This is a genomic window from Arthrobacter sp. 10L430, assembly GCF_056395245.1.
Genome location: NZ_JBFTJD010000016.1, coordinates 71468 through 85098, shown reverse-complemented (window position 1 = coordinate 85098; position 13631 = coordinate 71468). Strand labels below are relative to the sequence as shown.

12 protein-coding genes are annotated in these 13631 nt (G+C 65.3%); all 12 read right to left on the bottom strand.

What is annotated here, in order from left to right:
* Positions 1 to 14 precede the first annotated feature (14 nt).
* Positions 15 to 3572, bottom strand: a complete 3558-nt coding sequence (gene dnaE / locus AC1DDG_RS14590; RefSeq protein WP_476876598.1) for a DNA polymerase III subunit alpha — start codon at positions 3570 to 3572, stop codon at positions 15 to 17.
* A gap of 75 nt (positions 3573 to 3647) precedes the next feature.
* Entirely contained in the window at positions 3648 to 4574 is a 927-nt protein-coding gene (locus tag AC1DDG_RS14585) for an RluA family pseudouridine synthase (RefSeq protein WP_476876597.1), read from the bottom strand.
* Positions 4567 to 5139: a signal peptidase II gene (gene lspA, locus AC1DDG_RS14580; RefSeq protein WP_230117664.1), complete on the bottom strand. Its 573-nt coding sequence runs from the start codon at positions 5137 to 5139 to the stop codon at positions 4567 to 4569. Before lspA ends, AC1DDG_RS14585 begins: the two co-directional genes overlap by 8 nt.
* Positions 5140 to 5220: 81 nt before the next feature.
* Positions 5221 to 5910, bottom strand: coding sequence for a DivIVA domain-containing protein (locus AC1DDG_RS14575; protein ID WP_476876596.1), 690 nt, complete (start codon positions 5908 to 5910; stop codon positions 5221 to 5223).
* 171 nt (positions 5911 to 6081) lie between these two features.
* Complete coding sequence (locus tag AC1DDG_RS14570) at positions 6082 to 6369, bottom strand: YggT family protein (protein WP_230117666.1); 288 nt, start codon at positions 6367 to 6369, stop codon at positions 6082 to 6084.
* A 145-nt stretch (positions 6370 to 6514) separates the two neighbouring features.
* The gene (locus AC1DDG_RS14565) at positions 6515 to 7045 is read right to left on the bottom strand and encodes a cell division protein SepF (protein WP_230117667.1); all 531 of its coding nucleotides are present in this window, start codon (positions 7043 to 7045) and stop codon (positions 6515 to 6517) included.
* An 89-nt stretch (positions 7046 to 7134) separates the two neighbouring features.
* On the bottom strand, positions 7135 to 7872 hold the full coding sequence (locus AC1DDG_RS14560) for a YggS family pyridoxal phosphate-dependent enzyme (RefSeq protein ID WP_476876595.1): 738 nt from the start codon (positions 7870 to 7872) through the stop codon (positions 7135 to 7137).
* Entirely contained in the window at positions 7865 to 8557 is a 693-nt protein-coding gene (locus AC1DDG_RS14555; RefSeq protein ID WP_476876594.1) for a purine nucleoside phosphorylase YfiH/LACC1 family protein, read from the bottom strand. The genes AC1DDG_RS14560 and AC1DDG_RS14555 overlap by 8 nt, the downstream gene beginning before the upstream one ends.
* Before the next feature lie 87 nt (positions 8558 to 8644).
* Positions 8645 to 9871: a cell division protein FtsZ gene (gene ftsZ / locus AC1DDG_RS14550; RefSeq protein ID WP_476876593.1), complete on the bottom strand. Its 1227-nt coding sequence runs from the start codon at positions 9869 to 9871 to the stop codon at positions 8645 to 8647.
* A gap of 189 nt (positions 9872 to 10060) precedes the next feature.
* Positions 10061 to 11158, bottom strand: a complete 1098-nt coding sequence (locus tag AC1DDG_RS14545) for a cell division protein FtsQ/DivIB (RefSeq protein WP_476876592.1) — start codon at positions 11156 to 11158, stop codon at positions 10061 to 10063.
* Positions 11151 to 12530, bottom strand: coding sequence for a UDP-N-acetylmuramate--L-alanine ligase (gene murC / locus AC1DDG_RS14540; RefSeq protein ID WP_476876591.1), 1380 nt, complete (start codon positions 12528 to 12530; stop codon positions 11151 to 11153). The genes AC1DDG_RS14545 and murC overlap by 8 nt, the downstream gene beginning before the upstream one ends.
* On the bottom strand, positions 12527 to 13627 hold the full coding sequence (gene murG / locus AC1DDG_RS14535) for an undecaprenyldiphospho-muramoylpentapeptide beta-N-acetylglucosaminyltransferase (RefSeq protein WP_476876590.1): 1101 nt from the start codon (positions 13625 to 13627) through the stop codon (positions 12527 to 12529). The genes murC and murG overlap by 4 nt, the downstream gene beginning before the upstream one ends.
* Between the last annotated feature and the right edge of the window lie 4 nt (positions 13628 to 13631).

The following is a 13631-nucleotide window of genomic DNA, read 5'->3' as shown; positions in this document are numbered from 1 at the left end:
ACCGAGCGCAGCTCCTAGGCGTCCAGGCAGGCAGGACCGAGCAGCACTTTGAGGTCTCCGAAGAGGGAGGGGTTGGGATTGACCCGCAGGTGCACGGGCAAGCCCATGACTTCTACGCGGGTGTCGCCCTGCAGGTTGATCCGCACCTCGGAGTTTCCCCGGTGGTTGCGCAGCACGTCCCCCAGTTCGGTGACCACGGCTTCCGTGGCCTTGTGCGTGGGCATCGTGATCACGACGGGCCCGTTAGTGCCCTCGCTGAGGTCCGGCACGGAAAGTTCCATGCAGTTCAACGTGACGGCGCCGTCGTCGCGCCGTTGAAGTCGGCCCTTGACCACCACGATCAGGTCCTCGGCGAGGACCGATGCGATGGGCCCGTACACCTGGCCGAAGAACATCACTTCGATGGAACCGCCGAGGTCCTCAATCTCGGCCCTGGCGTAGGCGTTGCCGCTGGCCTTGGCGATCCTGCGGCTGAGCGAGGTGATCATGCCCGAAATGGTGACGATCGCGCCGTCATGCGGCCCGTCTTCGGCGATGATCGAGGTGATGGACTGGTCGGCGTGCTGGCTCAGGAGCCCTTCGAGGCCCTGCAGCGGGTGGTCGGAGACGTACAGGCCGAGCATGTCGCGTTCGAAGGAGAGCTTGTCCTTCTTTTCCCACTCGGGAAGGTCTGGGATCTCAATGCTCAGAGACGCCTCGGACTCGGCTTCGTCAAAACCGGCGAAGAGGTCGAACTGACCGATCGCCTCGTTGCGCTTGAGCGTGATGACGGAGTCGATGGCCTCTTCATGGATCATGGCCAGGGCACGCCGGTGGTGGTTCAGCGAGTCGAACGCGCCGGCTTTGATCAGGGATTCAATGGTGCGCTTGTTGCAGACCACCGCGGGGACCTTCATGAGGTAGTCCTTGAAGGACGTGTAGGCGCCTTCTTTTTCGCGCGCCGCCACCATGGCTTCGACGGCGTTCACGCCGACGTTGCGGATGGCGCCCATCCCGAAGCGGATGTCGTTGCCCACAGGGGTGAAGTTCAGCGCTGACTCATTGACGTCGGGCGGCAGCACCGTGATGCCCATCCGCCGGCATTCGTTGAGGTAGATCGCCGACTTGTCCTTGTCGTCGCCCACCGAGGTCAGCAGGGCCGCCATGTACTCCGGCGCATAGTGCGCCTTCAGATACGCGGTCCAGTAGGAGATCACGCCGTAGGCGGCCGAGTGCGCCTTGTTGAAGGCGTAATCGGAGAACGGCAGCAGGATGTCCCAAAGCGTCTTGACTGCGGCCATGGAGTAGCCGTTGTCCTGCATGCCCTGCGAGAAGCCGGCGAACTGCTTGTCCAGTTCCGATTTCTTCTTCTTGCCCATGGCGCGGCGCAGGATGTCGGCCTGGCCCAGGGTGTAGCCCGCGAGCTTCTGCGCCACGGCCATGACCTGCTCCTGGTACACGATCAGGCCGTACGTGCCACCGAGGATTTCGGAGAGCGGTTCCTCGAGCTCCGGGTGGATCGGGATGACCTCCTGGATTTTGTTCTTGCGCAGGGCGTAGTCGGTGTGCGCGTTGGCGCCCATGGGGCCTGGCCGGTAGAGGGCCAGCACGGCGGAGATGTCTTCGAAGTTGTCAGGCTTCATGAGCTTGAGCAGCGACCGCATGGGGCCGCCGTCGAGCTGGAACACGCCCAGCGTGTCACCCCGGGCGAGCAGCTCGTAGGACTCGGTGTCGTCAAGCTCCAGGGTCTCGAGGTCCAGCTCGATGCCGCGGTTCATCTTGATGTTTTCCAGGGCGTCCGAAATGATCGTCAGGTTTCGCAGCCCGAGGAAGTCCATCTTGATCAGGCCCAGGCCCTCGGACGTCGGATAGTCGAACTGTGTGATGACCTGGCCGTCCTGGAAGCGGCGCATGACCGGAATCACGTCGATGATGGGGTCCGAGGACATGATGACGCCGGCGGCGTGCACGCCCCATTGCCGTTTCAGGCCCTCGATGCCCAGTGCCGTCTCAAAGACCTTGGCGGCCTCGGGGTCGGTGCTGATCAGTTGGCGGAAGTCGCCGGCTTCGCTGTAGCGCTTGGCGTCCTTGTTTTGGATGTCGGCGAGCGGAATGTCCTTGGCCATCACCGCCGGCGGCAGCGCCTTGGTCAGTTGCTCGCCCATGCTGAACGGGTAGCCCAGCACGCGCGAGGAGTCCTTGAGGGCCTGCTTGGTCTTGATGGTGCCGTAGGTGACGATCATCGCCACACGTTCGTCGCCGTATTTGCGCGTGACGTAGTCGATCACTTCGGAGCGGCGCCGGTCATCGAAGTCGACGTCGAAGTCAGGCATGGAGACGCGGTCCGGGTTGAGGAAGCGCTCGAAGATCAGGCCGTGGTGCAGCGGATCAAGGTCGGTGATGCGCATGGCGTACGCCACCATGGAGCCGGCACCCGAGCCACGTCCCGGACCGACCCGGATGCCGTTGTTCTTGGCCCAGTTGATGAAGTCGGCCACCACCAGGAAGTAGCCCGGGAAGCCCATGGAGGTGATGACCTCCAGTTCATAGTCGGCCTGCTTGCGGACCTTGTCCGGGATGCCCTGGGGGTAACGGTATTGGAGTCCCTTGTCGACTTCCTTGACCAGCCAGGACGTTTCGTCCTCACCCTCCGGGCAGGGGAACCGGGGCATGTAGTTGGCGCCGGTGTTGAACGAGACTTCGCAGCGCTCGGCGATCAGCAGCGTGTTGTCGCACGCGTCGGGGTGGTCGCGGAACAGTTCGCGCATTTCCTGCGGTGACTTCAGGTAGTAGCCGCTGCCCGAGAAGGCGAAGCGCGAGCCACCGTTGTCGTAGGTCGGCTCCAGGAGGGTGGAACCTGACTGGATGGCCAGCAGGGCCTCGTGCGCTTTGGCATCATGTTCGTGCGTGTAGTGCAGGTCGTTGGTGGCCACCAGCGGAAGGTTCAGGTCCTTGGCCAGGCGCAGGAGGTCTCCGGTGACGCGCCGTTCGATGTCCAGGCCGTGGTCCATGAGCTCGCAGAAGTAATTCTCCGCGCCGAAGATGTCGCGGAACTCTGCAGCAGCCTCAAGCGCTTCACGGTATTGGCCCAGCCGGAGCCTTGTCTGGACCTCACCGGACGGGCAGCCGGTGGTGGCGATGAGCCCTTCCGAGTAGGTGTTCAGCAACTCACGGTCGAGCCGGGGCCATTTGCCGAAGACCGAGTCCAATGAGGCGATCGACGAGGCACGGAACAGGTTCCGCATGCCCACGTTGTTGTAGCTCAGCAGGGTCATGTGGGTGTAGGAACCACCGCCGGAGACGTCGTCCTTGCGCTGGCTTTCCTCGCCCCAGCGGACCCGGCTCTTGTCACCGCGGGCGGTCCCGGGCGTCACATAGGCTTCGACACCGATAATGGGCCTAATGCCCTTGTCCGTGGCCCTCTTCCAGAAATCGAAGGCGCCGAAGAGATAGCCATGGTCAGTGGTGGCCAGGGCGGGCATGCCAAGCCGCTCGGTTTCATCAAAGAGCTCTCCGAGCCGGGCGGCACCGTCCAGCATCGAGTACTCGGTGTGGTTGTGGAGATGGACAAACGAGTCGTTGCTGGAAGTCACCGGACCATTCTAGTGCCGAGCAGCGACACAATCGCGCGGACCGGCCGCGCCGGCCCGGTGGCTGTGAGGTAAGGCTCAGGCGTCGCCGGACTCCAGCATCTGCAGTGCATAGGTCAGGTCTTCGGGGTATTCGCTGGTCACGGTCACGCGCTCCCCGGTCCGGGGGTGGTCGAAGCCGAGCTGCCGGGCGTGGAGCCACTGCCGGGTCAGGCCAAGCGTCGCGGCAAGCCGCGGGTCTGCGCCGTAGGTGAGGTCGCCCGCGCACGGGTGCCGGAGCGCGGCGAAATGCACCCGGATCTGGTGGGTCCTGCCCGTTTCCAGGTGCACCTCAACGAGGGTGGCTTTTCCGTAGGCCTCAAGGACCTCGTAGTGCGTGACAGACGGCCTGCCGTCCTCGATGACGGCGAACCGCCAGTCGTGGCCGGGGTGGCGGCCGATCGGCGCGTCGATGGTGCCCTGCAGCGGGTCCGGAAGGCCCTGGACCACGGCATGGTAGACCTTGTCCACCGTGCGTTCCTTAAAAGCCCGTTTGAGGGCGGTGTAGGCGGGCTCCGTCTTGGCCACCACCATCACGCCGGACGTTCCGACGTCGAGACGGTGGACGATGCCGGCCCGTTCGGCGGAACCGGAGGTGGAGATGCGGTAGCCGGCACCGGCCAGGCCACCGACGACGGTCGGTCCCACCCAGCCGGGAGACGGGTGGGCAGCGACCCCTACCGGCTTGTCGACGACCACAAAGTCGTCGTCGTCCAGCAGAATCTTCAGGCCTTCCACAACTTCCTCCACGACTTCCAGGGGATCCCGCCGCTCCGGGACCGTCACGTGCAGCACGGTGCCGGACGCGAGTTTGGCGGACTTTCCCACCGGTTTGCCGCCGCTGAGGACGTTGCCCTCGGCGATCAATGTGGCCGCGAGCGACCGTGATACACCGATCAGCTTGGCCAGTCCGGCGTCCACCCGGCTGCCGTCAAGCTCTTCGGGCACCACCACGCGCTCAGACATCCGCGCCCCCGTCCCGCTTAGCGGCGGTGTGGCGCGATCCGTCCAGGGCGATGCCCCGCAGCGTGAGCAGGCAGATGATGACCACCGACGACACAACGGCCGAGTCGGCAATGTTGAAAATCGCGAAATTAGGCAGCTGGATGAAGTCGACCACGTGGCCCATGGCGAAGGACGGCTCGCGGAACAGACGGTCCGTCAGGTTGCCCAGGGCCCCGCCGAACAGGAGGCCCAGTGCCACGGCCCACCACGCCGAACCGAGCCTGCGCAGCTGGACCAAAATGGCGACGGCGACGCTCACCATGACGATGGTGAAGACCCACGTCACGTTCTCCCCGATGGAGAAGGCGGCACCGGAATTCCGGATGTAGTACCAGTGCAGCAACGGAGGCAGCACCGGGATCCGTTCGCCTTCGACCATGGTGCTGGTGACCCACAGCTTGGTGAGCTGATCGAAGAAGTACGCGAAGAGGGCAAGCCCGGCGAACAGGGCGAGCAGCACGGCGCGCCGGGGCCGCGGTGGCAATGAGGCTGGGTGCGCTGCGTCAGCGGCAAGTTCGTCAGTCATGGTGCTTTCATTCGGGAACCGTTGTTAATCACAAAAGCCGGTGGCCGAGGAATCCTCAGCCACCGGCTTTCAGAATACGTGCTAAACGGCAGCGCTGCTTTCGCCGACCTCAGGCGCAGCGACCGAGCCGCGGGCATCCAGGTCACGAAGCTGGCCTTCGATGTAGGACTTCAGGCGTGAGCGGTAGTCGCGCTCGAAGCCGCGGAGCTGCTCCACCTTGCGCTCGAGGACAGACCGCTGCTGCTCCAGGGCACCGAGGATCTTGCGGGACTTCTCCTGGGCATCGTTGACGAGGCTGCTGGCCTCGATCTGCGCTTCGGCAATGATCTTGTCGCGCTGGTCCTGGCCGTCAGCAATGTGGCGGTCGTGCATCTGCTGCGCCATGGCGAGCAGGCCTGCGGCCGATTCGGAGACGTTGCCGCCAGCGGCCGGAGCCTGTGCCGCAACGGGTGCAGGCTGCTCGGCTTCCTTCTTCTTGGCAGCTTCGGCAGCCTTGGCTTCCGCCTCGGCCTTCGCACGCGATTCGTCCTTGTCGGACTTCGCGGGGGCGGGAACCTTTTCGACGACAGGTGCCACAGCTGCGGAGGCGGCAGGAGTTCCAGTGCCGCCCTCGGAGAGCTTCTTGCGAAGTTCGTCGTTTTCCTGGTTCAGGCGGCGCAGTTCAACGACGATTTCGTCCAGGAAGTCATCAACTTCATCCTGGTCGTAGCCTTCGCGGAACTTGGTCGGCTGAAAGCGCTTGTTGACAACGTCTTCTGGCGTCAAAGCCATCTGGTCACCTCGTTGGTCTAGTTAGTCAGTAGGCCTTCCGGCCGTCAAAACTACGGTACCTAAATATGGTCTGGTTCCTCTAATTCAACACTGTGATGTCAAACCGGAGATTCTTCCGCGCGGACGGCGATCGGGTCAGGAACCGCCGCTGCGCTGCAAGCTATTGTGAAATTATGCGAGGCCCCTGGTGATCGCCATTGCCACGCTGAGGGCAATGAACAACACCAGAAAGCCAAGGTCAAGCGAGACTCCGCCGAGCCTCAGAGGCGGGATGACGCGGCGGAGGACTTTCAGCGGAGGGTCCGTGACCGAGTACACGGCGTGGGCCGCCACGAGGGCCATGCCCCGCGGGCGCCAGTCCCGCGCGAACATCTGGACCCAGTCAAACACCAGCCGCACGATCAGGGCGACGAAGACGAACAGCAGGACAATATAGACAAGCCCGAAAACTAATCCCATGAGCTAACCCATATCTCCGTGTTCATTCCGGATGCCGTGGCGTCCTGTAGGTCTTGGCTGTTGATGCTGTCCGCTATTCCAGCACAAATACTACTTCAGCACGGATGCCAGGCAGGTGTCCCTGCCTGGCATCCGGATAGCCTGCTTAGCTTTGGTTGAAGAAGCTGGCGGTGGTCTCGCTGGCCTTCTTGTCATCGCCGATGACCTCAATGTATGACGGTGAGAGCAGGAAGACCTTGTTGGTGACCCGCTCAATGCTTCCGCGCAGGCCAAACACGAGTCCTGCAGAGAAATCCACCAGGCGCTTCGCGTCGGCCTCACCCATGTCGGTGACATTCATGATCACGGGGATGCCGTCCCGGAAGCTCTCACCAATCAGCTTGGCGTCATTGTAGGACCGCGGGTGGATCGTGGTGATCTGCCGCAGTCCGGTGGTCTCTTCGCGGCTCGACGCCGCACGTTTAATAGGTGTCACGGGTGCGCGGTATTCCTCTTCGGCGGCGGGTGGCGCTTCACGGACGACCTCGCGGACGGGCGCCGGAGCACGGCGTTCCTCGCGGTCAGGCTCCATTGAGTGGTCCTCATCCTTTTGCTGGGTGGAAAGCTCAGACTCGTAGTGTTCTTCGCCATCGGCGAGCCCAAGATAGATCATTGTCTTGCGCAGAGCGCCGGCCATGGTCGACTCCTAATCGTGTCCGTAAGCGGGCCGCCCAAAAAGTCTCGACAGCATTGGAATCCCCGCCATTCACTTCCAATACTCAGACGCTACCGCACCGCCGGGCGCGAACCGAGAATATCCGAACCAATTCTGAGGTGTGTCGCTCCGCACCTGATGGCCGCTTCGAGGTCCTGGCTCATGCCTGCAGAAACCCCGGTGGCATGCGGGTGGTCGGCCCTCAGCCGGGCTGAAATCCCGGACAGTTTCGCGAAGGCCCGGTCCGGATCGGCCCCCAGCGGCGCCACGGCCATCACACCTGCCAGCCGGAGTCCGGCGGCTCCCTCCAGCTGATCGGCCAGGAGGGGCACGTCGGCGGGGGCGGCGCCGCCCCTGTGCGCCTCGGCGTCGTCGTCGAGGCTGACCTGGATGAAGCAGTCAAGGCCGCCCCGGCCTGAACGCTCCTGTTCCACGGCCATCGCACGGCCAAGCGCTTCCACCAGCTGGGAACGGTCCACGGAATGCACGGCGTGCGCGTACCGGACCACGGTTTTGGCTTTCTTGCTTTGGAGCTGGCCCACGAAATGCCACCTGACATCGAGCCCGCTCAGCAACGCCGCCTTTTCCGACGCTTCCTGGTCCCGGTTCTCCCCGAAGTCCGCCACGCCAAGCCCGGCCAGCCGGGCGATGTCCTCGGCGGGGTGGAATTTGGAGACCACAATGAGGCGTGGCGGGTCGTCGGTGCGCTCTGCGGCGGCCACCGCCGCCGCGATCCGCTGCCTGACGGCTGTCAGTCGTTGCCCCAGCTGGGCTGTCCGAGGGTCCGTTTCCGGCGTCATCTCACTCATGGGTCCACACCAGGCCGGCGAACCGTCCCGAGTTCCTGTCCCTCCGATAGGAGTAAAGCGTTTCGGTTTCCAGGGTGCAGGGTCCCCGGTATTCAACCAGCACACCCTCTGATTCGAGTTGGCTCACCGCGCCGGCGGGTAAATCCAGAGCGGGAGTTCCCCACGTGGTGGTCGACCAGGCGGAAGGCGCGACGGCGGCGACCTCCTCGCGCAGTTCGGCCGGCACTTCATAGCACCGCCCGCAGATTGACGGTCCGAGCCAGGCGCGGATGTTCCTGGCCCCCGCGGCGCGAAGCTGGTCCACGGCAGCGGGAATGACCCCCGAGGCCAGCCCCGGGCGCCCGGCGTGAACCACGCCAAGCACAGGGCCGGCGCCGCCGGAGTCGCCAACCAGCACCAAGGGAATGCAGTCGGCTACCATGACCGCCATCGGCAGCCTGCGTGACACCATGGCATCCGCCGTGGGTGCCGCGGCGGCGGACTCCAGGACGGCCACGTCGTTTCCATGAACCTGGTTCATGTACTGGAACCGGCGGGGCGCGATGCCCGCCGCCTTATCCAGTTCCTCCCGGCGCCGCATCACCGACGGCCCATCATCGCCAACATGCAGTGCGAGGTTGCCCGCACCTGTGTCAGTGAATGCCACCGACACACCGGGGAAGACTTCAGCACGCCACAGAAACAATCAGAACACCGACAACAATCAAAACACCGACAATCAGGAGAGCGACAGCAAGGAACCTCGCGGACGGCACTGCCGTCCGGGCAGCGCCTACTTCAGGAAGTCCGGAACATCCAGGTCGTCTGAGCGGCTGCCCGAGAGGTCCGGCTCAACAACCGACGGAAGGTCGACGTCGAACCCCGAGTCAGCGGGAACGGCAGAGGGACGCTGCTGGCCCCAGTTGCTCAGACCGGCTGCTCCGACTCCGGCGTGCACCGGCTGGACGTGGACCTGATGGTTGTTCGACGGCGCCTGGCTCGACGGCGCGGTGGCCGGAACCGCCGGGCGCTGGGGCGCGGACTGCGGCTGGTCCATGGAGGGAGAGGTGGCCTTGACGTCGTCGAAGCCGGCGGCAATCACCGTGACGCGGGCTTCGTCGCCGAGGGCGTCGTCGATCACCGCGCCGAAGATGATGTTGGCTTCGGGGTGCGCCACTTCCTGGACCAGGCGGGCAGCCTCATTGATCTCGAACAGGCCGAGGTCCGAACCGCCCTGGATCGAGAGCAGAACGCCGTGGGCGCCGTCAATGGAGGCCTCAAGGAGTGGCGACGCAATGGCCAGTTCGGCGGCCTTGACGGCCCTGTCCTCGCCGCGCGCCGAACCGATACCCATGAGGGCGGATCCGGCACCCTGCATGACAGACTTCACGTCGGCGAAGTCAAGGTTGATCAGGCCGGGGGTGGTGATCAGGTCGGTGATGCCCTGGACACCGGACAGCAGGACCTGGTCGGCGGAGCGGAACGCATCCAGCACCGAGACGTTGCGGTCACTAATGGACAGCAGGCGGTCGTTCGGGATGACGATCAAGGTGTCGACTTCGTCGCGCAGGGCGTCAATGCCGGCCTCGGCGGAACCCGCGCGGCGACGGCCTTCAAACGTGAACGGACGGGTCACGACGCCGATGGTCAGTGCACCGAGGGAGCGTGCGATACGGGCCACGACGGGCGCGCCACCCGTTCCGGTGCCGCCGCCTTCGCCCGCAGTAACGAAGACCATGTCGGCCCCACGGAGCACTTCCTCGATCTCGTCGGCGTGGTCCTCGGCAGCCTGCTTGCCGACCTCAGGGTTGGCGCCTGCGCCAAGCCCGCGCGTCAGTTCGCGTCCGACGTCGAGTTTGACGTCGGCGTCGCTCATCAGCAGGGCCTGGGCATCGGTGTTGATTGCGATGAATTCAACACCGCGGAGACCCACGTCAATCATGCGGTTGACTGCGTTCACGCCACCGCCGCCGATGCCGACGACCTTGATGACGGCCAAGTAATTCTGCGGAGCTGCCACGTTACGTGTCCCTTGTTCGTGTCCTATTGCGAAAACTGATGGAGTCGAGCTTGAAGCTTTGAACCTTAACCTTCGAGTTGAAGGTTATAGTTATGTCAAGTAACTCATGTCTGTGACGCTATTTCCTATGCTTCGTACATTCAATGACCACCACCGCGTGTCGTACTAATCACCGCGAAATAGAGCGGATCAGCGCGTCACCGGGTGCCGCGGCACACTGATGTCGTAAGTATTGACCGGATTGGCCGGGTCTGCAGGAACCTTGAGAAGGGCTTCCAGCACCCGCGCCTTCAGTTCCCGCTCCCCCGCGTTGCCCCAGATGATCGTCTGGCCGTCTACCAGCTTCAGCTCCACCGCGTCCACGGACTTTGCGGAAGCGTTGGACAGCCTGCCCAGCACGCTTGGCGGCAGGGCACCGAGGACCGCTGTGGTGGCCTGGAAGAGGTCCTTGCCGATGGTGCCTGCTCCGCCGTCAATCACCGGCAGCTGCACCGTTTCGGGATCGGCCGTGGTGCTGAGGCGCACGCCGTCCACATCCACCAGGAGGTATTCCTGGCCCCGCTTCACCAGCGCTACGGGGACACGCTCCTGTACCTGCACCACGAGGACTGAAGGAGGGTGCGCCTGCGTGGTTACCGACTTGATCTGGACGAGTGGTTTCAGCAGTCTGCTGACTTCCTCATCACTCACTTGCGGCAGAGGTTTGCCTTCAAGCGGCTTGAGGGCGGCCTGGACCTGCTTGGCCTTGAGCAGCTTGGTGCCGCTCACCGTCACTGACTTGACCGCGAGCACCGGGGAGTAGACGGCCGCCAGGAGCAGGCCCGCCACAAGTGCAGCCGCCACGCAGGCGGCCACAATGATGTTCCGCCTGATCCGTTTGCCCTTGGGCTCGGGGAACGCAAGCACGTTGTCAGCCTCGGCACTGCCGGATCCGGTTGCCGCGGACGCCGCGCCGTCCGGAGCCGGCTGCCTAAGCGTGCGCATTCCCCACGGCCGCTTTGCAGCCGCCAGCGGTCCTGCCGTGCCCTTCCCGGACGCCTCATGCCCGGGTTTGGTGCCCTGCTGTTTGGGTTTGGTGCCCTGCTGTTTGGTGCCCTGCTTTTTGGTGCCCTGCTGCCGCTTCGCTGGCTCCGGGCGGCGTTCCTGGCCGTGGTCCTGCGACGGGTCAGCGGGTGCGCTCTTGGACGCGGAGATGACGCCCGGCTGCTGCTCCCCACTGGCTTCCGGCGTTTTGTCCCGGCTTCCGGAGCTGACGGGCCGGTAGGTGGGCCGGCGCGTGCTAGCCACTGAGCGACTCCACGATGAGGGGCCCGTACGCGGTCACGTCTCCGGCGCCCGCGGTCAGGATGATGTCGCCCGGCTGCGCGGCTGCGGCCATGGCTTCGACGGCGGCTGCACCGCCTGCGACCCGGCGTCCGCCGGCCCCAAGGTGTGTGGCGATGAGTTCGCTGGTCACGCCGGGGATGGGATCCTCCCGCGCGGGATAGATGTCCAGCACCAGGGCGGTGTCTGCCGTGTTGAGGGCATTGGCGAACTCTTCGGCAAATTCCCTCGTCCTGGAGAACAGGTGCGGCTGGAAGAGGACGTGCACCTTGTGGCCCCCGGCGACGGAGCGCGCCGCGGCCAGGGCCGCGCGGACCTCGGTGGGATGGTGGGCGTAGTCATCGTAGACCCGCACTCCCCTGCCTTCACCCTTGAACTCGAACCGGCGTGATGCGCCGGAGAACCCTGCCAGGGCGGCGGCCGCCTTCACCGCCTCTACCCCCAGCTCGAGCGCCACCGCCATTGCCGCGGCGGCATTGAGCGCGTTGTGGCGTCCGGGGACCTGGAGCGCAAGCGGAACCTGTCCTGCCGCCGTCGAGATGCTGACATTGCCGGGGCCGCCGTCGAAGAGGCGCAAGTCGGCGTCGTCGGAGGTGCCGTACAGCACCACCCGGGTGTTGCCCCGCTCGCTCGTGCGCCGCGCCAGAGCCAGCGCCCCGGCGTCGTCCGCGCATGCCACGAGCACGCCGTCAGCGGGCAGCAGCTCCGTGAAACGGTCGAACGATTCATAGACCGCCTCGGCGGTGCCGTAATGGTCCAGGTGGTCCGGTTCGACGTTCGTGACCACGGCGATCTGCGGGCGGTAGTTGAGAAAGGACCCGTCGGATTCGTCCGCTTCGGCCACGAACACACTGGTGCTGCCGTGGGCAGCGTTGACCCCGAGCGACGGGACGTTGGCCCCGATGGCGAAGGACGGATCCAGGCCCGCACCCTGGAGAAGAACGGCGATCATGGACGTGGTGGTGGACTTCCCGTGCGTGCCGGCCACGGCGACCACGAGGTCGTCGGCCATCGTGGCCGCCAGGGCCTCCGAACGGTGGAGGACCGGCAACCCGGCAGCTTGGGCGGCGGCCAGCTCGGGATTGTCAGCCCGGATGGCCGACCCCGCCACCACGGTCTCGGCGTCGCCGAGGTTGGCGGCGGCGTATCCCACGGAAATCCTGGCTCCGGCCGCGGCAAGGTCTGCCATGACCGGCAGGTCTTTCGCGTCCGAACCGCTCACCGGCACGCCCCTGGCCACCATGATCCGGGCTACGGCGGACATGCCGACGCCGCCGATGCCGATGAAGTGCACGCGGCCAAGCGAGTCCTGGCTCCGTGTGCCGTTGCTGGTCATTTGGATACCGCTTCCAGTACAAGACCGGCCATGAGCCGGTCGGCGTCCCTGATGCCTAGGTTTTCGGAGTTCGCTGCCATGGAATCGAGCCTCGCCCGGTCGGTCAGGAGGGGAATGAGCCGGCTCCGGACCCATTCCGGCGTGAAGTCACGGTCCGCCACCAGCAGTGCGCCCCCGGCCTGCACCAGCCCGCCAGCATTGAGGGCTTGCTCGCCGTTGCCGATGGGCAGCGGAACGAACACTGCGGGGACCCCGACGGCGGCGACTTCGCTCACCGTGGCTGCACCCGCACGGGCCAGCAGTAGGTCCGCTGCGGCGTAGACCGACTCCATGCCGTCAACGTATTCGAGCTGCCGGTAGCCGTCGGCCTGGAGGGCGTTGCCTTCGCTGTCCTCGATTGACTTGCCCCGGCCGGTGATGTGGAGCGTCTGGATTCCGGCCTCTGCCAGGGCACCGAGCGACGCGGCTACCGTCCGGTTGATGCTCTGGGCGCCGGACGAGCCGCCCGTCACGATGAGCACGGGCTTTTCGGGCTGCAGTCCAAGGGCGGCAAGGGCTGCACCGCGGGCCGATTCCCTGACCAGGGCAGAAACTTCCCGGCGCATGGGCATGCCGACATGGCGGGCATTCCGCAGCGGCGTGCCGGCGAAGGCCACGGCCACGTGCCTGCTCAGCCGCGCACCCACCCTGTTTGCCAGTCCGGGACGGGCGTTGGCTTCGTGGATGACAATCGGAATTCTGCGCCGCCAGGCCGCGAGGTACATGGGCGTGCAGACGTAGCCGCCCACCCCCACCAGGACATCAGCCCGGGCGTCATCAAGGATGCGGCCGGCCTGCTTCACGGCACTTGCCAGGCGGGCAGGCAGACGCAGCAAATCCGGAGAGGGGCGGCGCGGGAACGGAACGCGGTCAATGGTGGCAAGATCGATCCCCGCGGCTGGAACCAGTCTGGTCTCCATGCCTGCGGATGTTCCGACAGCGAGCAGCCGGGCGTCCGGACGCGCCTCACGGATGGCGGACGCGATGGCGAGCAGCGGATTGACATGCCCCGCCGTTCCACCGCCGGCGAGGACCACGGACAAAGACTCGGTTTTCATCAGA

Excerpts from the sequence above, each read along its gene's own strand:
- AC1DDG_RS14560 (WP_476876595.1), bottom strand. The coding sequence starts at position 7,872 with ATGAGTGAGATGACGCCGGAAACGGACCCTCGGACAGCCCAGCTGGGG.
- AC1DDG_RS14565 (WP_230117667.1), bottom strand. The coding sequence starts at position 7,045 with ATGGCCGGCGCTCTGCGCAAGACAATGATCTATCTTGGGCTCGCCGAT.
- AC1DDG_RS14570 (WP_230117666.1), bottom strand. The coding sequence starts at position 6,369 with ATGGGATTAGTTTTCGGGCTTGTCTATATTGTCCTGCTGTTCGTCTTC.
- lspA (WP_230117664.1), bottom strand. The coding sequence starts at position 5,139 with ATGACTGACGAACTTGCCGCTGACGCAGCGCACCCAGCCTCATTGCCA.
- murG (WP_476876590.1), bottom strand. The coding sequence starts at position 13,627 with ATGAAAACCGAGTCTTTGTCCGTGGTCCTCGCCGGCGGTGGAACGGCG.
- AC1DDG_RS14575 (WP_476876596.1), bottom strand. The coding sequence starts at position 5,910 with ATGGCTTTGACGCCAGAAGACGTTGTCAACAAGCGCTTTCAGCCGACC.
- murC (WP_476876591.1), bottom strand. The coding sequence starts at position 12,530 with ATGACCAGCAACGGCACACGGAGCCAGGACTCGCTTGGCCGCGTGCAC.
- AC1DDG_RS14585 (WP_476876597.1), bottom strand. The coding sequence starts at position 4,574 with ATGTCTGAGCGCGTGGTGGTGCCCGAAGAGCTTGACGGCAGCCGGGTG.